26 protein-coding genes are annotated in these 22529 nt (G+C 69.2%); 12 read left to right on the top strand and 14 right to left on the bottom strand.

All coding sequences use genetic code 11. The features are described from left to right. Positions 1–3 precede the first annotated feature (3 nt). The 3 genes from AB5J50_RS17295 to AB5J50_RS17285 are packed head-to-tail and all read right to left on the bottom strand — an operon-like array spanning position 4 to position 2335. Positions 4–1044, bottom strand: a complete 1041-nt coding sequence (locus AB5J50_RS17295; RefSeq protein WP_369259047.1) for an ABC transporter permease subunit — start codon at positions 1042–1044, stop codon at positions 4–6. After that, the gene (locus tag AB5J50_RS17290) at positions 1041–1934 is read right to left on the bottom strand and encodes an ABC transporter ATP-binding protein (RefSeq protein WP_369259045.1); all 894 of its coding nucleotides are present in this window, start codon (positions 1932–1934) and stop codon (positions 1041–1043) included. Before AB5J50_RS17290 ends, AB5J50_RS17295 begins: the two co-directional genes overlap by 4 nt. Continuing rightward, entirely contained in the window at positions 1931–2335 is a 405-nt protein-coding gene (locus AB5J50_RS17285; RefSeq protein ID WP_327428582.1) for a GntR family transcriptional regulator, read from the bottom strand. Before AB5J50_RS17285 ends, AB5J50_RS17290 begins: the two co-directional genes overlap by 4 nt. 163 nt (positions 2336–2498) lie before the next feature. On the opposite strand from AB5J50_RS17285, the gene AB5J50_RS17280 reads away from it, so the two are divergent. Together AB5J50_RS17280 and AB5J50_RS17275 are read left to right on the top strand one after the other, a co-directional pair. Further along, positions 2499–3185 carry a hypothetical protein gene (locus AB5J50_RS17280; RefSeq protein ID WP_369259043.1) on the top strand — a complete coding sequence of 229 codons (687 nt, stop codon included), beginning with the start codon at positions 2499–2501 and terminating at the stop codon, positions 3183–3185. Continuing rightward, complete coding sequence (locus tag AB5J50_RS17275) at positions 3175–3852, top strand: Fic family protein (protein WP_369259041.1); 678 nt, start codon at positions 3175–3177, stop codon at positions 3850–3852. The genes AB5J50_RS17280 and AB5J50_RS17275 overlap by 11 nt, the downstream gene beginning before the upstream one ends. A gap of 946 nt (positions 3853–4798) precedes the next feature. On the opposite strand, the gene AB5J50_RS17270 is transcribed toward AB5J50_RS17275, so the two are convergent. Then, positions 4799–5071, bottom strand: coding sequence for a DUF397 domain-containing protein (locus AB5J50_RS17270; protein ID WP_369259039.1), 273 nt, complete (start codon positions 5069–5071; stop codon positions 4799–4801). Continuing rightward, positions 5053–5886, bottom strand: a complete 834-nt coding sequence (locus AB5J50_RS17265) for a helix-turn-helix domain-containing protein (protein ID WP_369259037.1) — start codon at positions 5884–5886, stop codon at positions 5053–5055. The genes AB5J50_RS17270 and AB5J50_RS17265 overlap by 19 nt, the downstream gene beginning before the upstream one ends. Positions 5887–6002: 116 nt before the next feature. On the opposite strand from AB5J50_RS17265, the gene AB5J50_RS17260 reads away from it, so the two are divergent. The 5 genes from AB5J50_RS17260 to AB5J50_RS17240 all read left to right on the top strand — a co-directional run bounded on the left by AB5J50_RS17260 (position 6003) and on the right by AB5J50_RS17240 (position 8772). Continuing rightward, positions 6003–6230, top strand: a complete 228-nt coding sequence (locus AB5J50_RS17260) for a hypothetical protein (protein WP_369259035.1) — start codon at positions 6003–6005, stop codon at positions 6228–6230. Then, entirely contained in the window at positions 6227–6442 is a 216-nt protein-coding gene (locus tag AB5J50_RS17255) for a hypothetical protein (RefSeq protein ID WP_327428576.1), read from the top strand. The genes AB5J50_RS17260 and AB5J50_RS17255 overlap by 4 nt, the downstream gene beginning before the upstream one ends. A 66-nt stretch (positions 6443–6508) precedes the next feature. Then, positions 6509–7255 carry a DNA repair protein RecO gene (recO, locus tag AB5J50_RS17250; protein WP_369259033.1) on the top strand — a complete coding sequence of 249 codons (747 nt, stop codon included), beginning with the start codon at positions 6509–6511 and terminating at the stop codon, positions 7253–7255. Between the two features lie 46 nt (positions 7256–7301). Continuing rightward, the gene (locus AB5J50_RS17245) at positions 7302–8147 is read left to right on the top strand and encodes an isoprenyl transferase (RefSeq protein WP_369259031.1); all 846 of its coding nucleotides are present in this window, start codon (positions 7302–7304) and stop codon (positions 8145–8147) included. Positions 8148–8223: 76 nt separating this feature from the next. After that, the gene (locus AB5J50_RS17240) at positions 8224–8772 is read left to right on the top strand and encodes a YcxB family protein (RefSeq protein ID WP_369259029.1); all 549 of its coding nucleotides are present in this window, start codon (positions 8224–8226) and stop codon (positions 8770–8772) included. Positions 8773–8776: 4 nt separating this feature from the next. Here the strand turns inward: AB5J50_RS17240 and AB5J50_RS17235 are convergent, their stop codons facing one another. From AB5J50_RS17235 to AB5J50_RS17220, 4 genes are all read right to left on the bottom strand, one after another. Beyond that, positions 8777–9202, bottom strand: coding sequence for a Fur family transcriptional regulator (locus AB5J50_RS17235; RefSeq protein ID WP_369259027.1), 426 nt, complete (start codon positions 9200–9202; stop codon positions 8777–8779). A gap of 62 nt (positions 9203–9264) precedes the next feature. Continuing rightward, positions 9265–10167, bottom strand: coding sequence for a metal ABC transporter permease (locus AB5J50_RS17230; protein WP_327428571.1), 903 nt, complete (start codon positions 10165–10167; stop codon positions 9265–9267). Further along, positions 10167–10946, bottom strand: coding sequence for a metal ABC transporter ATP-binding protein (locus AB5J50_RS17225; protein WP_369259025.1), 780 nt, complete (start codon positions 10944–10946; stop codon positions 10167–10169). Before AB5J50_RS17225 ends, AB5J50_RS17230 begins: the two co-directional genes overlap by 1 nt. A 22-nt stretch (positions 10947–10968) precedes the next feature. Next, entirely contained in the window at positions 10969–11931 is a 963-nt protein-coding gene (locus AB5J50_RS17220) for a metal ABC transporter solute-binding protein, Zn/Mn family (RefSeq protein WP_369259023.1), read from the bottom strand. 186 nt (positions 11932–12117) lie between these two features. Here AB5J50_RS17220 and AB5J50_RS17215 point away from each other — a divergent pair, with 186 nt between their 5' ends. Continuing rightward, positions 12118–13500 (top strand): glycine--tRNA ligase, encoded by a 1383-nt coding sequence (locus AB5J50_RS17215; RefSeq protein WP_369259021.1) that lies wholly within the window; start codon positions 12118–12120, stop codon positions 13498–13500. Positions 13501–13633: 133 nt separating this feature from the next. On the opposite strand, the gene AB5J50_RS17210 is transcribed toward AB5J50_RS17215, so the two are convergent. After that, entirely contained in the window at positions 13634–14686 is a 1053-nt protein-coding gene (locus tag AB5J50_RS17210; protein ID WP_369259019.1) for a chitinase, read from the bottom strand. 187 nt (positions 14687–14873) lie between these two features. On the opposite strand from AB5J50_RS17210, the gene AB5J50_RS17205 reads away from it, so the two are divergent. Both AB5J50_RS17205 and AB5J50_RS17200 read left to right on the top strand, forming a co-directional pair. Next, the gene (locus tag AB5J50_RS17205) at positions 14874–15884 is read left to right on the top strand and encodes an aldo/keto reductase (protein WP_369259017.1); all 1011 of its coding nucleotides are present in this window, start codon (positions 14874–14876) and stop codon (positions 15882–15884) included. A 26-nt stretch (positions 15885–15910) separates the two neighbouring features. After that, positions 15911–16501 (top strand): TetR family transcriptional regulator, encoded by a 591-nt coding sequence (locus AB5J50_RS17200; protein WP_369259015.1) that lies wholly within the window; start codon positions 15911–15913, stop codon positions 16499–16501. A gap of 53 nt (positions 16502–16554) precedes the next feature. Here AB5J50_RS17200 and AB5J50_RS17195 read toward each other — a convergent pair whose 3' ends face one another. Continuing rightward, on the bottom strand, positions 16555–16761 hold the full coding sequence (locus tag AB5J50_RS17195; protein ID WP_327428564.1) for a hypothetical protein: 207 nt from the start codon (positions 16759–16761) through the stop codon (positions 16555–16557). Positions 16762–16887: 126 nt separating this feature from the next. Between AB5J50_RS17195 and AB5J50_RS17190 the strand changes: the two genes are divergently transcribed. Beyond that, a complete protein-coding gene (locus AB5J50_RS17190; protein WP_369259013.1) occupies positions 16888–17610 on the top strand; it encodes a transporter substrate-binding domain-containing protein in 723 nt (240 codons plus the stop codon). Between the two features lie 55 nt (positions 17611–17665). Here AB5J50_RS17190 and AB5J50_RS17185 read toward each other — a convergent pair whose 3' ends face one another. Further along, complete coding sequence (locus AB5J50_RS17185; RefSeq protein ID WP_369259011.1) at positions 17666–18172, bottom strand: hypothetical protein; 507 nt, start codon at positions 18170–18172, stop codon at positions 17666–17668. Between the two features lie 301 nt (positions 18173–18473). Next, entirely contained in the window at positions 18474–19904 is a 1431-nt protein-coding gene (locus AB5J50_RS17180; RefSeq protein WP_369259009.1) for an MFS transporter, read from the bottom strand. A gap of 101 nt (positions 19905–20005) precedes the next feature. Between AB5J50_RS17180 and AB5J50_RS17175 the strand changes: the two genes are divergently transcribed. After that, entirely contained in the window at positions 20006–20935 is a 930-nt protein-coding gene (locus AB5J50_RS17175; protein ID WP_369259007.1) for a helix-turn-helix transcriptional regulator, read from the top strand. A 113-nt stretch (positions 20936–21048) separates the two neighbouring features. Here the strand turns inward: AB5J50_RS17175 and AB5J50_RS17170 are convergent, their stop codons facing one another. Continuing rightward, positions 21049–22521: an MFS transporter gene (locus AB5J50_RS17170; RefSeq protein WP_369259005.1), complete on the bottom strand. Its 1473-nt coding sequence runs from the start codon at positions 22519–22521 to the stop codon at positions 21049–21051. Between the last annotated feature and the right edge of the window lie 8 nt (positions 22522–22529).

The raw sequence follows: 22529 nt of genomic DNA, 5'->3' as shown, positions 1-22529 counted from the left end.
CGGTCAGATCTGTCGGCGGCGGATCCACCAGAAGCAGCCCCCGGCCAGGCCCGCCGTCAGTCCCAGGTAGATGCCGGTCTCGGCCCACTGGAAGTCCCAGAAGCGCTTGGAGGAGTGGTAGGTCACCTCTTGCCGGTAGCCGAGGCGGTTGATCTCGGCGAAGCACGCCCGGGCCCCGTCGGTGGGGGACCCGCTCGGTGCGCACGGGCCGCTGGCCGAGGACAGGGGGAGGCTGCCGTGCACCGTGCGGCCCTTCGCGTCGACGAGCCGGCTGGACAGGACCCAGGCACCCTTGTCGGGCGCCTTCGACAACATGGTCAGCGTGATCGGCCCGCCCTTACGGCGGATCGACAGGCCGTCCACGTTCGCGGAACTGATCTTGACGGTCGCGTGGCTGGGGGTGAGCAGGTGCGGCCGGACCAGCAGCGGCATGGCGATCTGGAGGGCGAGGAAGACGGCCAGGGTGATGGCCATGGCGGGCAGGGTGCGGCGGACGAGCATGCCGACGACCACGCCGAGGGTGAAGGCGAAGGCCGCGTATCCGATGGGGACGATGCCGCGGGCGTCGAACACCAGCGGCCCCATCCGCGGGAAGTCCGAGACGCCCGCGGCCTTGTCGACGGGGCCGGACCACCAAGTCACCGAGAGGGTGACCAGCCCAGCGGCGATCATGGCGGCAAGGCCGGTGAGGCCGAGCTTCGCGGTCAGCCAGCGGGTGCGGGTGATGCTCTGGTTCCACACCAACTGGTGAGTGTCGGGCTCCAGTTCGCGGGTGATCAGCGGCGCGCCCCAGAAGAGCCCGATGACGGCGGGCAGGAGCAGTACGGCGGCGGTGACCGCGAGGAAGCCGGTCTGATGCTGCTGGAAGAACCGGTCGAGGAAGGACGCGCAGCCGTCGGTCTGGGCGGTGCAGGCGGCGATACCGGTCGAGTAGTCGTCGGCGACACCCGGGCCGGTGACGGCCAGAGCGGCGGCGAGTACGACGAGCACGGCGCCCATCATCGTGGCGGCGGCGCGGAACTGACGCCAGGTCAGCCAGGTCATCGCTGAACCTCCAGTACGGGGCGGTGGCCGGTGTCGGCGGGCTCGTGCATGTAGGCCAGGACGAGGTCTTCGAGGCCGATCTGGCTGACCGTCCAGGACGGATCGTGGATCGGGGCATCGGTGCGGACGAGAAGGGTGGTCTGCCGGTCGGTGTGGCTGGCGGTGATGACGTGCTGGTCGGCGGGGAGCCGGGCGGGGTCGCGGCGTGGGCCGGTGAGCCGGTGGTGGGTGGCCAGCAGCTCGTCGACCTCTCCGGCCACCCGGACCCGTGAGTCGACGAGCACGATCAGGTAGTCGCAGGCCCGCTCCAGGTCGGAGACCAGATGGGAGGAGAGCACCACGCTCAGTTCCTGTTCGGCGGCGGCCTCCATCAGCCCTTGCAGGAACTCACGCCGGGCGAGCGGGTCGAGCGCGGCGACCGGCTCGTCGAGGATCAGCAGCTCGGGCCGCTTGGCGATGCCGAGGGTGAGGGCGAGCTGGGCGCGCTGACCGCCCGAGAGCTTGCCCGCCCGCTGGGTGGGATCGAGGCGGAGCCGGGCGATCCGCTCCCGCGCCAGGGTGTCGTCCCACCCGGGGTTCAGCTTGGCGCCCAGTTTCAGATGGTCGGCGATGGTCAGCCCGGCGTAGGTGGGGGTGTTCTGGGCGACGAACCCGACCTTGGCGAGCTGCGCCGTACTGGACCCGGGAGTGCCGCCGAGCACCTCGATGCTGCCCGCCGTCGGCGCGAGCTGACCGCAGGCCAGCTTCAACAGCGTTGTCTTTCCCGCTCCGTTGGGACCGACCAGCCCGACGACGTGTCCGGCCGGTATGTCGAGCGTGCAGTCGGTGAGTGCCCACCGCCGCCCGTACCTCTTGCCCAGTCCCTGGGCCTTCAGGATGGTCGTCGTCACGCTATGTCCTCCTGAGCGGCGGTCCGAAAGGTGGTCATGAACAGCGCCTCGATGCTCTCGTCGTCGAGACCGGCCCCGCGGGCCTTGGCCAGCCAGCGCCGCAGGTCCTGACGCAGTGGCCCGTGCGCGGCGAGCGAGGCGTCGGCGAGCGTCGCCGTCACGAAGGTCCCCACTCCCGGCCGCGCCGCCACCAGCCCTTCGTGCTCCAGCTCCCGGTACGCCTTCAGCACGGTGTTCGGGTTGATCGCCAGCCGTGCCACCACTTCCTTGACCGTCGGCAACTGATCCCCCTCCCGCATCAGCCCCAGCCGCAACGCCTGCCGCACCTGACGAACCAGCTGCATGTACGGCGACACCCCCGACCGGTCCTCCAGGTGAAACTCGATCACCAGTTCCTCCATATATCTAGTTGCCTAGTACTTTAGGACTCTGGTCTGATGCCCTGTCAAGGGCCTTGCCCTGCACGGAATTTCGTGTGACAACGCCTCACACCTGCGGCACGATCGGCCAGTTGTCCCGCAGCGAGCGCGGTTCTGGAGGAACACCACGGCTATCGACCAAGAGGTGAGCAGGGCCTGGCAGTCGCCCTGGTCCGAGATGGACCCCGTACGAAATCCCTTCGTGTGGAACGACGACGGGGAGGAGGAAGCGGAACTCGTCGCGCTGATCGCCGCGATGGTGCCGGGTCCCCGTTCCGAGGTCGGATGGGAGCCGGGGTACCGCTTCACCGATGCCGCGACCCGGCTCCTGATGGACCGCTATGGCCGGTGGGTCTTCGGGTGGAGCTGGGCGATCGGCGAGGGCGGAGGCGGCGGGGTCGTCGGCAGCTGGTGCTGTGTCTCCCACTCGGTGGGCGAACCGGACGCGACGGCCGCCAAGGTCGTCGCCTCGCTGCTCGAATGGCGCGACTGGCTGGAGGAGCTGGCCGAGAAGTTCGCGCTCCTGGCACCGCCCGCCGACGCGGACCCCGAGGACCGCAGCTGGCACCTGGAGCGCGCGGCGACCCGCCTGGTCACCCTCGTCGTGGACCGCACGGGCGCCGAATGCGGCTGGTACGGGCTCTGCCGTACGGTGCTGAAGTGGTTCCTCGCCTCCACGGGCATGGAGCCGGAGGACGCGGAGCGCGCGGTCGACGCCGCGATCGGCGGGCGGTTCAAGAGCTGGACGAGACCGTCCCTGGTCCTGGTCGACACGGTGGGCGAGGATCTCGCGGTGGGGTTGACGGGACGGCGGCCTTACCGTGACCACTGAGACCGCGCACTGTGTCGACTCGCTGGCCGTCTGGTGCGAGGTCAGGGACCAGGTCGACTGGGCTGCCGCTGCCGTGCTTTGCGAGACTCCGGTGCCTGTACGGGCGACGGTGGACGGGCTCGCCACCTGGTTCGACGAGACGGTCCGCGCCCGGGATGCCGCTCGCGCCGACCGACTTCTCGCGGCGATGGCCCGGTCCCGTGCCGACGCCGTGCGAAAGCGACCCCTCACCTTGGATCTGCTGGCGGGCTGGCAGCGACTTGTCCTTGGCGTGCCCGAAGGCGGGTCCGATGTCCCGTTCCGCCAGGGCGATGCCTTCGCCAAAGGCGGCCGCGAGCGTTACGCGCTCACCCCGCACACCCGGCAGGACTTCGCCGCCTGCCTGCGCCAGAGCGCCGACCCCGAGGTCCCGCCGGCCGCCCGCGCGGCCAGGGCCTACCTCGACGTCGCCTTCTTCCACCCGTTTCCCGACGGCAACGCCCGTCTGGCGCTGCTGACCCTCGCCTACGTCCTCGACCTGGAGGGAGTACGGCTGGACCAGGTCGGCCCCTTGCAGACCACGCGCTACGCGGACGACCCGGGTGGTGCCGCCGACCTCGCGGTCCTGGTCAACGTCCTGATCCGCGCGACGTACAGGCGGGGTGCTCGTGCTCGGGCCAATTCGTGAGGTGCTGGTGGGACCGCCCGCTTCTTGGTCAGTGTCGTGCTTCCGCGCCCCGAGTAAAGGGCGCTCCGCTGCGCTACGCGTCGGCTACGCCGATTCCGCTTCGCTCCACCCTTGACTCGGACCACTCCAGCACGGGCGAGAAGCGAGCGGGCGGCCCGGAAGCAAGGGGTTCCCAGGTAGGCCCCTGGCACCCGGGGGTGACCAGTCACCCCCGGGCCGCCGAAGCGCGGTCGCGCCTCGCCAGCACGCCGGTGGGCTTGGCGGCGAGCGGTGAGTGGGGCGGCGCGTCCACCGACCGGGGGCACGCCGGGCTGCTTAGCGGCTGGCGGCGAGTGGGTTGGGCGCGTGCGGGGGGTGGGGGCACGCCGGGACGCTCGGCGACTGGCGGTGAGTGGGTTGGGCGCGTGCGCGGGGTGGGGGCACGCCGGGTCTGCTCAGCGACTGACGGCGAGTGGGTGGCGGGGCGGCCGGCGGCGAGTGGGCCGGGTGGCGCCGGTCCGCTTGGTCACGCGATTGGCATTTCTGTTCCACGGCTCGGTGAAGGGGCCTTTGTGGCGCCTGCCCTTGCCGTCAAGCTGGTGGGACGGAAATGCCAATCGCTGCCCCTTGCCGCCCCTCGACGCCTGTCCCGCCGAGGTCCGGCGCGCTTCCCGCCCGCCCACCCACCGGCCGATCGTCGCTTAGCCCACCCGGCGTGCCCCCGAGGCGCTGACGCGCCCCCACCGCCGGGTGACTGGGCACCTCGCGTTGCCGGGTACCTACCCGAGACCCCCGCCTCTCCAGGCCGCCCGCTCGCTTCTTACCCGTGCTGGAGCGCCCCGAGTCAAGGGTCGGCCGGAGGCCGATCGGCGTAGCCGACGCGTAGCGCCCTTTACTCGGGGCGCGGAAGCACGACACTGCCAAGAAGCGGGCGGTCCCGACGGTCACTTGAGACCAGGGGGAGGGGTTACTCCCCTACGGCGCCGATGAACTCCGTCCAAGCGGCAGAGCCGATCAGGAGTACGGGGCCGGCTTGGACCTTGCTGTCACGCACGGGGACGATGCCGGGGACTCCGTCGGCTACTTCGACGCAGCTGCCGCCGTTGCCGTCGCTGTAGGTGCTTTTGCGCCAGTGGGCGGCGCCTAGGAAGTCGTACGCGACCTCGACGCAGTCGCCGCCGTTGTCGTCGCTGTAGCTGCTCTTGAGCCAGCGGGCGTTGCTCAGGTCGTACTCGTACATCGTCTGTAGTCCTCAGCCGCCGATTCGATCAGGGCCAGGGACGCCTCCGGCGACAGCGCGGCGACCCTGAGCAGATCGTAGGTCCCCTGTGTCCGCTTCACCAGGGCCGGATCGTCGAGCAGGTTCCCCGAATACACGGCTTCTGTATAGGCAGTTGGCGGGGCGTCCTCGAACTCCATGAGCGTCACCATGCCGGCCATGGCGGCAAATGCTCCCGCCGAGTAGGGGAGGACCGTGACTAGGACCTTTCGTTCGCGGGCCATCGCGGCGATGTGCTCCAACTGCTCAGCCATCACGTCGTGTCCGCCCACCGGGATACGCAACACGTTCTCGTGCAGGATCGCCCAATACTCGGGCCGTGTAGCGTCGCCGAGGATGTGCGCCCGCTCCAGGCGAGCCGTGACCTTCTCTTGCACGTAATTGTCGGTGGCGAAGGGGTTGGTCGCCAGCATCACCGCCCGCGCGTACGAAGCCGTCTGCAAGAGGCCAGGCACCAACACCGGGGCGAAGTCGCAGAGCTTCGTGGCGAGCCGCTCCAGCTCCACTACCGCCGCGAAATACCCAGCGTAGCGTTTGTCATCGATCAGCTTGCGCCACATCCGCTCGAAAAAGCCTCCGCTTTGTAGGAGCTGATCGATCCGTTGTGCCACATCCAACTGGGGTTTCCGAATGGCCTGTTCGAACTGTCCGATGTAACCCCCGGAGACGAAAACCCGCGCCCCTAACTCCACCTGAGTGAAACCGGCGTCCTCCCGTCTCCGTTTCAGCTCGGTGCCGAAGAACTCCCAGGCCGCCTGCCGCGAACCGTTGGCCACAGGTCAACCCCCTTACGCTGCGCCGCACTTGTAGAGGACAGACTCCTGCCGAGTGTAGGTGCAGAGCGTCACGATGGAGATGCAAAGGGTGAAACCCAAAGGGAAAGGGGAGCAGGGTGAAGGAAGTACACGTACCACTCGGGGGACGACACTCGGCGCACTGCGTCGAGGAGGCGGAGGAAATTGTGAAGGAATTGCGGGCGGCGCTCGCCCACGCCGGAATTACGTTGCCGTCACTGCGGATCGACCCGGCGAGTTTGGCGCGCGAGGCCCCCTGTCCGCTCGTCGAATTGGGCGGCTGTTCCGTCGAGGTCGCCGCCCGGCTCGTGGCGGCCCTGCGGTGAAGCTGCCGATCGGCTCGTACGCCGTCGACACTCGTACAGGGAAGGTGGGCATGGTCATGGGGCACGAGGGACCGTACGTACAGCTGAGACCGCTCGGCGGTGGCAAGGAGTGGGACTGCGAGCCGGGCACCGTCCGGCGAGCCACGGCGGCGGAACGTCTCAGTGCGGCGACCGCGTACGCCAACGCACGCAGTCGTGGCGAGGTGCCTTGAAGGGGGCCCGGCCCGAAGCCGCCCATCCGGGCCGGGGCGCCGCCGCCGTAGGCGAGAATGGACGGCATGAGTCTGTTCCGCGACGACGGCATCGTGCTGCGCACCCAGAAGCTGGGTGAGGCGGACCGGATCATCACGTTGCTCACGCGCGGTCACGGACGCGTACGGGCCGTAGCCCGGGGCGTCCGGCGGACCAAGTCCAAGTTCGGGGCGCGGCTGGAGCCCTTCTCGCACGTGGACGTGCAGTTCTTCGCGCGGGGGAGTGAGCTGATCGGGCGCGGGCTGCCGCTGTGCACGCAGAGCGAGACGATCGCTCCGTACGGTGGCGGGATCGTGACCGATTACGCCAAGTACACGGCCGGTACCGCCATGCTGGAGACCGCCGAGCGGTTCACCGATCACGAGGGGGAGCCCGCCGTGCAGCAGTATCTGCTGCTGGTCGGCGGGCTCCGCACCCTCGCCCAGGGTGAGCACGAGCCGCATCTCATCCTCGACGCCTTCCTGCTGCGCTCCCTCGCCGTGAACGGCTACGCGCCCAGTTTCAGCGCCTGCGCGAAGTGCGGGATGCCGGGACCGAATCGGTTCTTCTCGGTCGCGGCGGGAGGTTCCGTCTGCGTCGACTGCCGGGTGCCCGGCAGCGTCGTACCCTCGGCGCAGGCCCTCGAACTGCTCGGCGCGCTGCTGACGGGAGACTGGGAGACCGCGGACGCGTGCGAGCCGCGGTACGTCCGGGAGGGCAGCGGGCTTGTGTCGGCCTATCTGCACTGGCATCTGGAGCGGGGGCTGCGCTCCCTGCGGTACGTAGAGAAATAGACACGTAGAGAAACAGACGTAAGAGAACCGAGGAGACGAGAAGCACATGGTCGTACGCGGGATCCTGGGACGCCAGCGCCGCGAGTACAAGACGCCGGAACCGCACCCGTCCGGTGCCCGCGCGCCGAAGCTCCCCGGCGAGCTGATCCCGAACCACGTGGCGATCGTCATGGACGGGAACGGACGCTGGGCCAAGGACCGCGGGCTGCCGCGCACCGAGGGACACAAAGTCGGTGCCGAGCGCGTCCTCGACGTGCTGCAGGGCGCGATCGAGATGGGGGTCGGCGCCATCTCGCTGTACGCCTTCTCCACCGAGAACTGGAAGCGCTCGCCCGACGAGGTGCGCTTCCTGATGAACTTCAACCGCGACTTCATCCGCAAGACCCGCGACCAACTTGACGAACTCGGCATCCGGGTCCGCTGGGTGGGCCGGATGCCCAAGCTGTGGAAGTCGGTGGCCAAGGAACTCCAGATCGCCCAGGAACAGACCAAGGGCAACGACCGGCTCACGCTGTACTTCTGCATGAACTACGGCGGCCGCGCCGAGATCGCCGACGCGGCGCTGGCCCTGGCGGAGGACGTGAAGGCGGGTCGGCTCGACCCGTCGAAGGTCAACGAGAAGACCTTCGCGAAGTACCTCTACTACCCGGACATGCCGGACGTGGACCTGTTCCTGCGGCCGAGCGGTGAGCAGCGCACCTCCAACTACCTGCTCTGGCAGAGCGCTTACGCCGAGATGGTCTTCCAGAACGTGCTGTGGCCGGACTTCGACCGCCGTGACCTGTGGCGCGCCTGCGTCGAGTACGCGCAGCGCGACCGGCGCTTCGGCGGTGCCGTCCCCAACGAGCAACTGCTCGCCATGGAGCGGGCCATGCAGGGCGACGGTTCGTAGTCCCCGAGCCCCGAGCGGCGCTGTCGGACCCTGCCGCTACGATCACGGCTCATCATCACTGAACTGGGGAGGGGCCGTGGTCGAGGACCAGGGTGCGGGGCAGCAGGAGTTGCGGGGGACGGACGCGGTCGTGCTGGAGTACCGGCCAACCGTCGGGGACTTCGCGTCGGCGCTGCGAGCGCGCCGAGGCGTCAGCCGGGCGAGCCGAAGGCAGTTCTGGATTCTTGGCTGCTTCGCCGTTCTGCTCGCCCTGCAGATCGCGGTCCAGATCTCCGGAGGCAAGGCGGCGCCGTTCCCGCTGTACATCGGGATATTCGCCTACGGCACCCTGATCCTGCTCACGCCGTGGCTCCAGGCACGCCAGTTCCACCGCTTCGCGGAGCGCCTGGGCACCTTCCTCGTGACCGTGACGGACACCGGGGTGACGGTGACCAGCGACAACACCACGGCGTCGGTCAACTGGTCCGCGCAGCCCCGCTACCGGGAGACGGCGGACTTCTTCGTCATGCTCAGCCCCGACAAGAACGCCGTCGCCTTCACCATGCTGCCCAAGCGTGCCTTGGCAGCCCCCGCGGACGTGGATCGGTTGCGGACGCTCCTGGACCGCAACCTGACCCGCGTGTGATCCGTCAGCCCTTCGCCGCCGCGCACTCCGCGCACTCCGCGCACGTACCGAAGATCTCCACCGTGTGTGCCACGTTCACGTAGCCGTGCTCGGAGGCGATGGTCTCCGCCCACTTCTCGACGGCCGGGCCCTCGACCTCGACGGCCTTGCCGCAGACGCGGCAGACGAGGTGGTGGTGGTGCTCGCCGGTGGAGCAGCGGCGGTAGACGGACTCGCCGTCGGAGGTGCGCAGCACGTCGACCTCGCCGGCGTCGGCGAGGGACTGCAGCGTGCGGTACACCGTGGTGAGCCCGACGGAGTCGCCCTTGTGCTTGAGCATGTCGTGGAGCTCCTGCGCGCTGCGGAACTCGTCCACCTCGTCGAGCGCCGCCGCCACGGCGGTGCGCTGCCGGGTGGAACGGCCCCGAACGGGCGATCCAGCGGTTGTCACCGTTGCCTCCTCGCGTGCGTCTGCCCTTGCCCGGCCATTGTGCCAGCCCGGACTGTGGGTGGTCAGACGCCGACTTTCCTCTCCTGGCCCCGGCTGGCCGGAATCGCGCACTCTGCCGGGTCCCCGGCGGCCTGCGCCAGTGCCGCGGCCCGCGCCCGGCGCCGGGCGAGCGGCGTCGCCAGCGCGGTCAGCACCATGAACGCGCCGATGGCCAGCAGCACGATCGTCGCGCCGGGCGGCACATCCACGTAGTACGTGGTCACCGTGCCGCCGATGGTCACGCTCACCCCGATCGCCACCGCGATGGCGAAGGTGGCGGCGAAGCTCCTGCTGAGCTGCTGCGCGGCCGCGACCGGCACCACCATCAGGGCGGAGACCAGCAGCAGACCGACGATCCGCATGGCGACCGTGACGGTGACGGCCGCCGTGACGGCCGTGAGCAGGTTCAGGGCGCGCACCGGCAGCCCGGTCACCCGCGCGAACTCCTCGTCCTGGCTGACCGCGAACAGCTGCCGGCGCAGACCGACGGTGACGAGCACGACGAAGCCCGCCAGCAGGGAGATCGTCGTCACGTCCTCCTGCGAGACCGTCGTGAGCGAGCCGAAGAGGTACGACATGAGATTGGCGTTGCTGCCGCCCGGCGCGAGGTTGATCAGCATCACGCCGCCCGCCATACCGCCGTAGAAGAGCATCGCGAGGGCGATGTCGCCGCGCGTCTTGCCGTACCAGCGGATCAGCTCCATGAGGACGGCGCCGAGCACGGCGACGAGTGTGGCCATCCATACCGGGGACCAGGACAGCAGGAAGCCGAGGCCGACTCCCGTCATCGCCACATGGCCGATTCCGTCGCCGATCAGGGCCTGGCGGCGCTGCACGAGGTAGATGCCGATGGCGGGCGCGGTGATGCCCACGAGAACGGCGGCGAGCAGGGCTCGCTGCATGAATTCGTAGTTGAGGAAGGTCATCAGCTCAGCAGTCCCGTCCGGATCGGTTCGGCGTCGTGAGCCGCGTGCGGGTGTACGTGGTCGTGGCCGGGCAGCGCGTGCTGGCCGACCGCCCGCGGGGGCGGGCCGTCGTGCAGGACGCAGCCGTCGCGCAGGACGACCGCGCGGTCGATCAGCGGCTCCAGGGGGCCCAGCTCGTGCAGGACGAGGAGGACGGAGGTGCCCTGGGCGACCTGCTCGCGCAGCGTCGCCGCCAGGACTTCCTGGCTGGCCAGGTCGACGCCGGCCATCGGCTCGTCCATGATCAGCAGCTCGGGTTCGGAGGCGAGGGCGCGGGCGATGAGGACGCGCTGGTGCTGGCCGCCGGAGAGGGCGTTGACGGAGTCCTTCGCGCGGTCCGCCAGGCCGACGAGTGCGAGGGCCTTCCTGACCGCCTCGTGGTCGGCCTTGCGCAGCACGCCGAAGCGGGCGCGGGAGAGCCGGCCGGAGGCCACGATCTCGGTCACCGTCGCGGGCACGCCGCCCGCGGCGGTGGTGCGCTGCGGGACGTACCCCACACGCTTCCAGTCGCGGAAACGGCGGCGCGGGGTGCCGAAGATCTCGATCTCGCCGCCGCTGACCGGGACTTGGCCGATGACGCTGCGAATGGCCGTCGACTTGCCGGAGCCGTTGGCGCCGAGCAGTGCCACGACCTCACCGCGGTGCACGGTGAGGTCGATGCCGCGCAGGACCGGGCGCGAGCCCAGCTCGGCGGTCACGCCGCGCAGGGATATCACGGGCTCGCTCACGAGGTCCTCCATGCTGACAAGGTGATCACTTGGCTCACTTGGCGCCGAGAGCCGTCTGCAGCGCCTTCAGGTTCGACTCCATGACCTGCAGGTAGTCGCTGCCCTTGGACTTCTTGGTGATGCCCTCGATCGGGTCGAGGACGTCTGTCTTCAGGTTCGCGTCACCGGCGATGGTCTTGGCCGTCTTGTCGCTCACGAGCGTCTCGTAGAACACCGTCGTGACGCCGTCGGCCTTGGCCATCTTCTCAAGCGCCTGGACGCGGTTCGCGCTGGGCTCCGACTCCGGGTCCAGGCCGTTGATGGCCTCCTCGGTCAGGCCGTAGCGCTCGGCGAGGTAGCCGAAGGCGGCGTGGGTGGTGATGAAGACCTTGGTCTTGGTGTCCGCCAGCCCGTCCTTGTACTGGGTGTTGAGCGCGTCCAGCTTCTTGACCAGCGCTTCGGTGTTCTTCTTGTACGTGGCCGCGTTGTCCGGGTCGGCCTTCTCGAAGGCGGCGCCGACGCCCTTGGCGACCTCGGCGTACTTCACCGGGTCGAGCCAGAGGTGCGGGTCGGTGGCGCCGGTCTCCTCGCCCGCGGTGTCGTCGTGCTCGGCGGCGTGCCCGCCGACCTCGTTGCCGTGCTTCTCCAGTGTGGTCAGCGAAGCGGCGTCGATCTTGGCCTTGACCCCGGACTGCGCCACGGCGTCGTCGACGGCCGGCTGGAGGTTCTTGAGGTAGAGGACGGCGTCCGCCTCCTGGAGCCGCGCGGTCTGCTGGGCGCTGATCTCCAGGTCGTGCGGCTCCTGACCGGGCTGGGTCAGGGTCGTGACGTTCACATGCGTCCCGCCGATCTGCTCGGCGAGGTACTCCATGGGGTAGAACGACGCCACCACGTCGAGCTTCCCGCTGCTCTTGCCGTCGGCGGCGGCGGAGCCCGAGCAGGCGGAAAGGGTGCCGAGACCGAGCAGGGTGGCTGCGGCCACGGCGGTCCCGGATATGAGGCGTCGCTGTACGTTCATGACAGTCATTTTCAACAAATCTGGAAACGATTGTCAACAAGCCCTTGGGTAAGGCCTCGGTAAGCGGCAGCAAGCGGGAGCAAGCGACCCGGTCCGGGCCCGGACCGCGAACCGATTTGATACAGGGGTGGGCGGCGCCGGTAACCTGAAGCATTCGCGCCGTCCGTTCGTACTGAAGAGAGCATCGTGGCCGCCGACAAGATCGACACCATCGTCAACCTGAGCAAGCGCCGTGGCTTCGTTTTCCCCTGTAGTGAGATCTACGGCGGACAGCGCGCCGCCTGGGACTACGGGCCGCTCGGCGTCGAACTCAAGGAGAACCTCAAGCGCCAGTGGTGGCGCTACATGGTCACCTCCCGTGAGGACGTCGTCGGTATCGACTCCTCCGTGATCCTGGCCACCGAGGTCTGGGTCGCCTCCGGCCACGTCGCGACCTTCACCGACCCGCTCACCGAGTGCACCTCCTGTCACAAGCGCTACCGCGCCGACCACCTGGAGGAGGCGTACGAGGCCAAGCACGGCCGCCCCCCGGAGACCGGCCTCACGGACCTCAACTGCCCCAACTGTGGCAACAAGGGCACCTTCACCGAGCCCAAGCAGTTCTCGGGCCTGCTCTCCACCCACCTCGGCCCCACGCAGGACAGCGGCTCCGTCGCCTATCTGCGCCCCGAGACCGCGCAGGGCATCTTCACCAACTTCGCCCAGGTGCAGACCACTTCGCGCCGCAAGCCGCCGTTCGGCATCGCCCAGATGGGCAAGTCCTTCCGCAACGAGATCACGCCCGGCAACTTCATCTTCCGCACCCGCGAGTTCGAGCAGATGGAGATGGAGTTCTTCGTCAAGCCGGGCGAGGACGAGAAGTGGCAGGAGTACTGGATGCAGGAGCGCTGGAACTGGTACACCGGCCTCGGTCTCCGTGAGGAGAACATGCGCTGGTACGACCACCCGGCCGAGAAGCTCTCGCACTACTCCAAGCGCACCGCCGACATCGAGTACCGCTTCCAGTTCGGCGGCAACGAGTGGGGTGAGCTGGAGGGCGTCGCCAACCGCACGGACTACGACCTCTCCGCGCACGCCAAGGCCTCCGGCCAGGACCTGTCCTACTTCGACCAGGAGGCCGGCGAGCGCTGGACTCCGTACGTCATCGAGCCCGCCGCCGGTGTCGGCCGCGCGATGCTGGCGTTCCTGCTGGACGCCTACGTCGAGGACGAGGCCCCCAACGCCAAGGGCAAGATGGAGAAGCGCACGGTGCTGCGCCTCGACCCGCGCCTGGCGCCGGTCAAGGTCGCCGTTCTTCCCCTGTCGAGGAACCCCGAGCTCTCCCCGAAGGCCAAGGGTCTCGCCACGGCGCTCCGCCAGCACTGGAACATCGAGTTCGACGACGCCGGCGCCATCGGCCGCCGCTACCGTCGCCAGGACGAGATCGGCACCCCGTTCTGCGTCACCGTCGACTTCGACACGCTCGACGACAACGCGGTCACCGTGCGCGAGCGCGACACGATGAAGCAGGAGCGCGTCTCGCTCGACCAGATCGAGGGCTACCTCGCCGCGCGTCTGATCGGCTGCTGACCTCGCACCTCGCTCTTCGGCTTTTCGGGAAGCCCCCGGCGCCCTCTCTTGGGAGCCGGGGGCTTCCCGCGTTCCCGCGTTCCGGTGTTCCGGTGTTCCGGTGGTGCTGGTGTTCCGGTGGCGCTGGTGCCGCTCAACGCCCCTGAAGCGCCTTGACGTTGTCGCCGAACGTCCAGCTCTTCGAGCCGTCCCAGTTGATCGACCAGGTCATCAGGCCCTTGAGGCTGGTGCCGTAGTGCTTCCATGCCTGGGAGACGAGGCTCGGTGACATATAGCCGCCGCCGGCGCCCGACTGGGCGGGGAGGCCGGGGACCTGCTTGTCGTACGGCACCTTGATGGTGGTGCCCTGGACGACCAGGCCCTTGTTCAGGCAGTCGGTCTGCGCGGTGAAGCCCTGGACGGTGCCCGCGGAGTACGAGTCGCCGGAGCAGCCGTACATGCTGCCGTTGTAGTACTGCATGTTCAGCCACCACAGGCGCCCGTTGTCCGCGTACTTCTTCACGATCGGCAGATACGCGCCCCAGATCGAGCCGTACGCGACACTTCCGCCCGTCACGTACGCGGTCTCCGGTGCCATGGTCAGCCCGAAGTTCGACGGCATCTGGGACAGCACCCCATCGATGATGTGGACCAAGTTGGCCTGTGACGTGGAGAGTTGGCCGATGCTGCCGCTGCCGACGAGGCCCGTCTCGATGTCGATGTCGATCCCGTCGAAGTTGTACTTCTTCAGGATGGGCACGATTGTCGCGACGAAACGGTCGGCGACCGTGGACGAACTGAGGTCGATCCCGGCCGCCGCCCCGCCGATGGACAACAGGATCGTCTGCCCCGACGCCTTGGCCGCGCACATCTCCGCCGGCGTCGCGACCTTCACGCCCGTGTCCATCCCGTCCTCCCACAGCGCGGTGCCGTCGGAGCGGATGACCGGGAACGCCGCGTTGACCACGTTGTAGCCGTGCGCGGCGATACGCGAGTCGGTGATCGGGGTCCACCCGAAGGGCGGGTGAACGCCGTTGGACGAGCCGTCCCAGTTCTCCCAGTAGCCCTGGAGCACCTTGCCCGACGGGCGGGACTTCACCGCGCAGGTGTCTGCCGCGGACGCGGTGGAGGCGGTGGCGATCGACAGTGGGGCGAGGACGGTCGCCGTCAGCGCGAGGGCGAGCAGGCGCAGGTTGCGACGGATCATGCGAGGCCTCCCGGTGGGGGTGCGGTGAGGTGTCGTAGGTGTCGTAGGCATGACAGTGCTCGCGGTCCAGACCTTTCGTCAATAGGTCTGGACCAAAAGGCCCCGATGGGGCGAGGTGGTGGATGGCGCTGACAAATGACAGCTGACAGATATTGAAATCTGTCAGCTGTCATGTCATGGTGGTCGCATGACGACACACACACGAACCCTCGGAACCACCGGCCCCCAGGTTTCCGCCCTCGGCCTCGGCTGCATGGGCATGTCGGCGCTGTACGGCGACGCCGACCGCGCCGAATCCATTGCCACCATCCACGCCGCCCTGGAAGCGGGCGTCACGCTCCTCGACACCGGCGACTTCTACGCCATGGGTCACAACGAGATGCTGATCGGCGAGGCCCTGCGGGCGGCCCCGGCGGCGCGTCGCGAGCAGGCGCTGACCAGCGTCAAGTTCGGTGCGCTGCGTGACCCGGACGGGGGCTGGTCGGGGTACGACGGCCGCCCGGCCGCGGTGAAGAACTTCGCCGCGTACTCGCTCCAGCGGCTCGGCGTGGACCACATCGACGTGTACCGGATCGCGCGGGTCGACCCCGGCGTACCGATCGAGGAGACGGTCGGCGCGATCGCCGAGCTGGTGGAGGCCGGGCACGTACGGCACATCGGCCTGAGCGAGGTCGGCGCGGACACGATCCGCCGGGCCGCCGCTACCGCGCCCATCGCGGACCTCCAGATCGAGTACTCGCTCATCTCGCGCGGCATCGAGGAGGCGATCCTGCCGGCGACGCGGGAGCTGGGCATCGGCATCACGGCGTACGGCGTGCTGTCCCGCGGGCTGATCTCGGGCCACTTCACGGCCGACCGACAGCTGGCCGCGAACGACTTCCGGGCCCTGAGCCCCCGCTTCCAGGGCGAGAACCTCCAGCACAACCTCACGCTCGTCGAGGCGCTGCGGAAGATCGCCGAGCAGAAGGGCGTCAGCGTCGCGCAGATCGCGATCGCCTGGGTGCTGTCCCGGGGCGAGGACATCGTGCCGCTCGTCGGTGCGCGCAGCCGCGTCCGGCTGACGGAGGCGCTGGGGGCGCTGGACGTGACGCTGGACCTCGACGACCTGGCCGCCATCGAGGCGGCGGTGCCGGCGGACGCCGCGGCGGGCGACCGTTACCCGACGGCCCAGATGGCACACCTCGACAGCGAGCGCTGACGGTACCGGAAGGTACGGTCTTCGACATGGCACAGACCACCGAAGCACTGACCGCCGAGCGCATCCTCGCCGCCACCGAGGATGTGCTGCGCCGCCACGGCCCCGCGAAGGCCACCGTGGTGGACGTGGCCCGCGCGCTCGGCGTCAGCCACGGCAGCGTCTACCGCCACTTCCGTACGAAGGCGGCGCTGCGGGAGGCGGTCACCGAGCGGTGGCTGGACCGCACGTCCGAGGCCCTGTCCGGCATAGTCGCCGACGAGGACCGGGACCCCGAGTCCCGGCTCCGCGCGTGGTGCGCGGCGCTGTTCGCGGCCAAGCGGCACAAGGCGGGCGACGATCCGCAGCTCTTCGCCACGTACATGGTGCTGATCGGTGAGATCAGCGCGGTCGTGGACCGGCACATCGCCGACCTGACCGGCCAGCTCACCACGATCATCGAGAACGGCGTCGAGCGCGGGGTGTTCGCCTCGGCGGCCCCCGCCGTCACGGCTCGCGCACTCTTCGACGCCACCGGCCGCTTCCACGACCCGTGCTACGCCCGGGAGTGGGAACAGCCGGGCATCGAGGCGGAGTTCGAGGCGGTCGTGGACCTGCTGCTGCGGGGCCTGCGGGCCTGAAGCGCGGGAGCCGCCCGCCGGTCCACAACACCCTCCAGGTCCTCTGGGTCCCTCTAGGCCTCCGTCGGATCCACCGTCGCCTGATGCGCCTCCGCCAGGTGTTCCTCCGCCTTCAGCCACGGCAGGAACTGCGCGCCCTTGCGCCAGCCGCAGGTGTCGCATCTGATCGTGCGCTGGACGCCCGCTCGTTGTACGTGTACGACGTGCTCGCGGCCGTGCTGGTCCCAGCGGCTTACCTTGCTCGTGTTGATCTGCAGCATGACACCTCCAGGTGTTACCGCTTCGCTTGCGCAGCAAGGAGTGTGCAGCATGGCGAAGATCAACGGGGGCACTTCGGCGGTGAGTTCGGTGTGGGCCCGGTCGCAGGCCGCACCTAAAATCCGCCCATGACTACCGGAACCGCCGCCACGGCCAAGGACCTCGCCCCGCACGGCACCCTGCGGGCCTCGATCAACCTGGGCAATCCGGTGCTCGCTCAGGGCACTCCGGCGGCCCCGGCCGGCATCACCGTCGACCTCGCGCGCGAGATCGGTGCGCGGCTGGAACTGCCGGTCGAACTCATCTGCTTCGACGCCGCGCGCAAGTCGTACGAGGCGATGGCGGAGGGCCGGGCCGACATCTGTTTCCTGGCCGTCGAGCCCGCCCGCGAGGCCGAGGTCGCGTTCACGGCGCCGTACGTCGTGATCGAGGGCGTGTACGCCGTCCCCCGCGACTCGGACCTCACCACCGTCGCGGACGTGGACCGCCCCGGCGTACGGATCGGTGTGAAGCGCGGGTCCGCCTACGACCTCTTCCTGTCCCGCACGCTGCGGCACGCGAGCGTGGTGCGTGGGGACGAAGGGGCCGACGTGTTCCGTGCCGAGGACCTGGAGGTGGCGGCCGGCATCAGGCAGCCGATGACCGAGTTCGTCGCGCGGCACCCGGAACTCCGGCTGATCGAGGACCGGTTCATGCAGATCCGTCAGGCGGTCGGCACGACCACCACCCGCAGTCCCGAGACCGTCCGCTTCCTCCGGGACCTCGTCGAGGAGTTGAAGGCGAACGGCTTCGTCACGGACGCCCTGCGGCGCGCGGCCCAGTCGGAGTCGCTGCTCGCCCCGCCGGCCTGACCTGGGATCGGCGCGTGATCGCGGCTGATCCGATCCGGCCGGTCTGTCCGCGCGACTATGGTCCGGTTTCTTCCCATACCTTTACCGTGACGTCGGCCGTCTGGGCATCGATATTCAGAGAATTCAGCGTGGCAAGTGCCACGCGCCCTCCGTCCGTATGCAAGCAGACGCTGCGGCCTTCAGCTATGGCGATCGGCTCTTGAGATTTAGTGGTGGCCAGCAGTTGGCATTCGCTGAAACCCGGCGATTCCCCCTCCGGTACGAGAGCGTATTTGTTGTAGTCGAATATCGCCTTCTGTTCCTGGAAGCTGTAAAGGCGAATGTCTATCGCTCCCGTGGCTACAGGAGGAGCTATGTCGAGATCGAAGCTGTCGTCCAGAAGGAGGGGACCTGCCCACTGAACTTTCGGAGACGACGAAGCCGGTGACTGACCGACGCCTTCGCCGCTGTTGTCGCCCGGTGTATTGGCCGCAGTTGCCGTCACAGTTGCCGTCGCGGTGACCGTCTCGGCAGCTCCTACCGGCGACTTGACCCCCGCCGCCGGGAGCCCTACGAAACCCACCGCGAAAGTGAGAACGCCAACCCCCGCGCTGATCAGTGCCGCAATCGCCTGCCACTTATGGGGAGCACCGGGATCCGTCGGTCGGCGTGGAGGTGTCGGCGGGTGTGCTGGTGGTTGAGGTGTGGACATGCAGAGCCCCCGTAGATGCGCAGACCCTGATTGTTGCACCACCACGACTCCGTACGGTGTGGCATTCTTCATTTCTGTTACGTGGCTAATTGATCACTTCTGGATCCATAGCCTCTGTGACATCAAGAGCATCTCTTTTATGATTTCGAACGCGCGATGAACTGCTGCGCACTCAGCTGATCGTCCGCGGCAGCCGCAAGCTCAGCGCCGTGGTCAGTGCCACGCCCGCCAGCTGCACCAACAGCGTGGTCACGAGGGCGTTCTGCATGCCGTGGCCCGGGACGAGGGCGAGGAAGAGGGAGCCCAGGGTGGCTACGCCGAGGGCGAGGGCCGACTGCTGGGTGGTGACCATGACGCCGCCGCCGACGCCGGCCCGGGCGGGCGGGATCTCGGAGAGGATGATCCGGAAGATGACGGGGAGTTGGAGGGCCTGACCGGCGCCCGCGACCGCCGCGCCGGGCAGCAGCTCCCACACCCCCAGGTCCGGCCAGGAGCGCAAGGCCGCCAGCACCAGGAGGGCCACGCCGACCGCTTGGATCAGGCCGCCGACGGTGACGACCCGGGTGCCGTAGCGGGCGACCAGCCGGGGGCCGCACAGGGAGACGACGAAGAACACGACCGCCATGGGGGCGAGAGCCAGGCCCGCGGCTACGGGACCGAGGCCCGCACCGCGCTGCAACGCTACCGCGATCACGAACATGAACCCGCTGAAGCCGATCGAGAACGGCACGATCATCACCAGTCCCCGGCGCAGGGACGTGAGCGCGAACAGGCTCGGCGGGACCAGGGGCGTACGGCCACGGCGGTCCTCCCGGCGCTCGACGAAGTAGAACGCCGCCGCCGCGAGGGGGAACACGGCGAGCGACAGCCAGGTCCACAGCGGCCAGCCCGCTGCCCTGCCCTCCGTGAGCGGGACCAGGAGTGCCAGCAGGGTCACGGCGAGCAGTACCGTGCCGGGGGCGTCGATCGGCTGGGGGTGCTGCGAGCGCGTCTCGGGGACGGCGCGTGCGGCGAGGATCAGGCCGAGGATCACGACGGGCACGTTCACGAGGAACACCGAGCGCCAGCCGGTGCCGGCGATGTCGGCGGCGACCAGGACGCCGCCGAGGATCTGCCCGGCCACCATGGACAGGCCGGCCGTGGCCCCGTACAGGCCCATGGCCTTCGCGCGGCGCGGGCCCGAGGTCGCCGACTGGATGGTGGCGAGGACCTGCGGCAGCATCGCCGCGGACGCCGCGCCCTGCGCGACGCGCGCCGCCACCAGCGTCCAGGCGGTGGGCGCGAGCCCGCACGCCAGCGAGGTGAGGCCGAAGGCCGCCATGCCGCCGAGGAAGAACTGGCGCCTGCCGAAGAGGTCGCCGAGGCGTCCGCCCAGGACGAGCAGGACGGCGTACGCGACTCCGTAGCCGGCGACGACGAGTTCGAGGACGGCCTCGCTCGCGTTCAGGTCACGGCCGATGGTCGGCAGGGCTACGTTGACGATGAAGAAGTCGATGAGGGGCAGTGCCGCACCGAGCAGCACCGTGAAGAGTCCGAGGCCGCCGAGCACGGGTGGTGCGGCGGGGGAGCGGACTGAGGTCGTGAGAGTTCCCGTTTCGGTCACGTGCTCCAGGATTCTCCCGGCCTCAGACTGGTACCAGAGTCTTCTTATCCTGGTAGAACCAGTACCTGGAAACAGGTTCCGGTGAACGGCAGGCTGGAGGCATGACGACGATGGCGCAGGAGACCACCCCTCTTCAGCTGGTGGAGCCGCAACCGCACGGCACCGCCGCCCCCCGCGGCAGCGAGATCCGGCGTCACGAGCTCGCCGCCTTCCTGCGCAACCGGCGCGAGCGCATCCCGCCCGAGCAGGTCGGACTGCCCCGCGGCCGCCGCCGGCGCACCCCGGGCCTGCGCCGCGAGGAGGTCGCGCAGCTCTCCGCCGTCGGCGTCACCTGGTACACGTGGTTGGAGCAGGCCCGCGACATCCAGGTCTCCGAACAGGTCCTCGACGCCCTGGCCCGCACCCTGCTGCTCGACTCCAGCGAGCGCGACCATCTCTTCCGGCTGGCCGGCGCCGTCGACCCCACACCCGCCGCGAAGTGCCCGACCCTCACCCCGGCCCTGCGCCAGATGCTGACCCAGCTGGAGCCGGTCCCGGCCTGCATCCAGAACAGCCGGTACGACATCCTGGCGTACAACCGCACGTACGCCCGTCTGATGATGAGCGACCTCAACTCCGTACCGCCCGAGGACCGCAACTGCATTTTCCTCGCCTACACCAACGCGGAGTGGCGCAAGTCGATCGTGTTCCTCGACGAGACCATGCGTCTCATGGCCGCCAGACTGCGCGCCTCGATGGCCGGTCACCTCGGTGAGCCCGCCTGGAAGATGCTGGTCAAGCGACTCAAGACGGAGTCGGCGGAATTCCGCGAGATCTGGGACCGGTACGAGGTGGTCGGCGCCCGCAGCAAGACCAAGCAGTTCGTGAACCCGTACGTCGGCCTCATCACCGTCGACCACACCGACCTGTGGCTCGCCCCCGACATGGGCGCCCGCATGGTGACGTACGCCCCCACGGACGAGGAGAGCCGCGAGCGCTTGGAGAAGCTGCACGAGATCGCCCTGGCGGCAGAGCCGGAGGCAGCTGTCTGAGGGGCGCCTTGTAAGCCCCCGCCCCGCAAGGCTGCGCCCCTTAAGGGGCGCGGGGAACTGCGCGCCCAGCCACACACGGCCCGCAGCCGAGAACCCGCCTCCCTCGCCGAGCTCTACGTCGCCCCGGCCCCGGCCCCCGCCTCCGGGCGTACGCCCACAACATCCCGTTCCCCGGAGGGCTCCAGCTGCCGAGCAGTCCGCTCGGCCGTGCCGCGCGCCCAGCGCCCACTGGTCAGCGCCCCCAGCACAAGCACGGCAAGCCCGCACCCGGCGATGATCCACCACCCCGGCCGCGCGGCCGACACGAACGTGTCCTTGTACGCGGACGCCTGAATGCCGGACGCCAGCACCGCCCCGATCACGGCGACGCCCAGCGTCCCGCCGATCTGCCGGCTGGTCGAGGCGACCGCGGCGGCGACGCCCGCCTGGGAGCGCGGCATGCCGGAGACGGCGGTGTTGGTGATGGGGGCGTTCACGAAGCCGAAGCCGAGGCCGAAGAGGACATAGCCGATGACGAGCGTGACGTTCGACGTCTCGCCCTCGAACGCGGCGAACAGCACCCCGCTCGCGGTCATCGCGACCCCGGCGACCAGCAACGGCACACGCGGTCCCCGGCTGCCGACCAGCCGTCCCGACACCGGCGCGCACACGAAGCACATGGCCGCCATCGGCAGCATCCACAGGCCCGCGTGCAGGGCGTTCAGGCCGCGTACGTTCTGCAGATAGAGCGTCGAGAGGAAGAGGAAGCCGCTGAGCGCGGCGAACGCGCTGACGGCGATGACCGTGGCCCCGCTGAACGGCGCCGAGCGGAAGAAGCGCAGGTCGATGAGGGGTTCGGCGCGCCGGGGCTCGTACCGCAGCAGACCGAGCAGCGCGGCGACGGCGATCGCGCCGAAGGCGAGGGTCCTGAGGGCGCTGGAGCTGGGCGCCTCGATGATCGCGTACGTCAGTGAGCCGAGCAGCGCGATGACAAGGAGCTGGCCGACCGGGTCGGGGCGGCGGGCCTTGGGGGCGCGGGACTCGGGGACGTAGTGCCAGGTCAGCAGGAGTGCGGCGAGGCCCACCGGGAGGTTGAGCCAGAAGATCGAGCGCCAGCCGACCGAGTCCACGAGCAGGCCGCCGACCAGGGGTCCGGCGGCCATGGATATGCCGACCACACCGCCCCAGACCCCGATCGCACGGGCGCGCTCGCGTGGGTCGGTGAAGGTGTTGGTGATGATCGACATCGCCACCGGGTTCAGCATCGAACCGCCGACCGCCTGCACCATGCGGAAGACGATGAGCAGGTCGAGGTTCGGGGCGAGGGAGCACAGCACCGAGCCGATCGTGAAGACGACCAGACCCGCCATGAAGACCTTGCGGCGCCCGATGCGGTCGGCGGTCGAGCCCGCGAGCATCAGCAGCGAGGCGAGGACCAGTGTGTACGCGTCGATCGTCCACTGCATGCCCGCGACGCTCGCGTTCAGTTCCTGCTGCATCGAGGGCAGAGCGACGTTCAGAACAGTGACGTCGAGGCTCACGATCAGCAGGCTCAGGCAGCAGATCGCGAGCACCAGCATGCGGTGGCGGTGGCTGAGCTCCGGCATCCCACCAG

This window comes from Streptomyces sp. R35, assembly GCF_041053035.1.
GTDB lineage: Bacteria > Actinomycetota > Actinomycetes > Streptomycetales > Streptomycetaceae > Streptomyces > Streptomyces lutosisoli.
Note: the sequence above shows the minus strand (reverse complement) of the source record. Positions and strands in the feature narration are given on the sequence as shown.

Excerpts from the sequence above, each read along its gene's own strand:
- AB5J50_RS17295 (WP_369259047.1), bottom strand. The coding sequence starts at position 1,044 with ATGACCTGGCTGACCTGGCGTCAGTTCCGCGCCGCCGCCACGATGATG.
- AB5J50_RS17285 (WP_327428582.1), bottom strand. The coding sequence starts at position 2,335 with ATGGAGGAACTGGTGATCGAGTTTCACCTGGAGGACCGGTCGGGGGTG.
- AB5J50_RS17270 (WP_369259039.1), bottom strand. The coding sequence starts at position 5,071 with ATGTACGAGTACGACCTGAGCAACGCCCGCTGGCTCAAGAGCAGCTAC.
- recO (WP_369259033.1), top strand. The coding sequence starts at position 6,509 with ATGAGTCTGTTCCGCGACGACGGCATCGTGCTGCGCACCCAGAAGCTG.
- AB5J50_RS17245 (WP_369259031.1), top strand. The coding sequence starts at position 7,302 with ATGGTCGTACGCGGGATCCTGGGACGCCAGCGCCGCGAGTACAAGACG.
- AB5J50_RS17230 (WP_327428571.1), bottom strand. The coding sequence starts at position 10,167 with ATGACCTTCCTCAACTACGAATTCATGCAGCGAGCCCTGCTCGCCGCC.
- AB5J50_RS17225 (WP_369259025.1), bottom strand. The coding sequence starts at position 10,946 with ATGGAGGACCTCGTGAGCGAGCCCGTGATATCCCTGCGCGGCGTGACC.
- AB5J50_RS17220 (WP_369259023.1), bottom strand. The coding sequence starts at position 11,931 with ATGAACGTACAGCGACGCCTCATATCCGGGACCGCCGTGGCCGCAGCC.
- AB5J50_RS17210 (WP_369259019.1), bottom strand. The coding sequence starts at position 14,686 with ATGATCCGTCGCAACCTGCGCCTGCTCGCCCTCGCGCTGACGGCGACC.
- AB5J50_RS17205 (WP_369259017.1), top strand. The coding sequence starts at position 14,874 with ATGACGACACACACACGAACCCTCGGAACCACCGGCCCCCAGGTTTCC.
- AB5J50_RS17200 (WP_369259015.1), top strand. The coding sequence starts at position 15,911 with ATGGCACAGACCACCGAAGCACTGACCGCCGAGCGCATCCTCGCCGCC.
- AB5J50_RS17195 (WP_327428564.1), bottom strand. The coding sequence starts at position 16,761 with ATGCTGCAGATCAACACGAGCAAGGTAAGCCGCTGGGACCAGCACGGC.
- AB5J50_RS17190 (WP_369259013.1), top strand. The coding sequence starts at position 16,888 with ATGACTACCGGAACCGCCGCCACGGCCAAGGACCTCGCCCCGCACGGC.
- AB5J50_RS17175 (WP_369259007.1), top strand. The coding sequence starts at position 20,006 with ATGACGACGATGGCGCAGGAGACCACCCCTCTTCAGCTGGTGGAGCCG.
- AB5J50_RS17170 (WP_369259005.1), bottom strand. The coding sequence starts at position 22,521 with ATGCCGGAGCTCAGCCACCGCCACCGCATGCTGGTGCTCGCGATCTGC.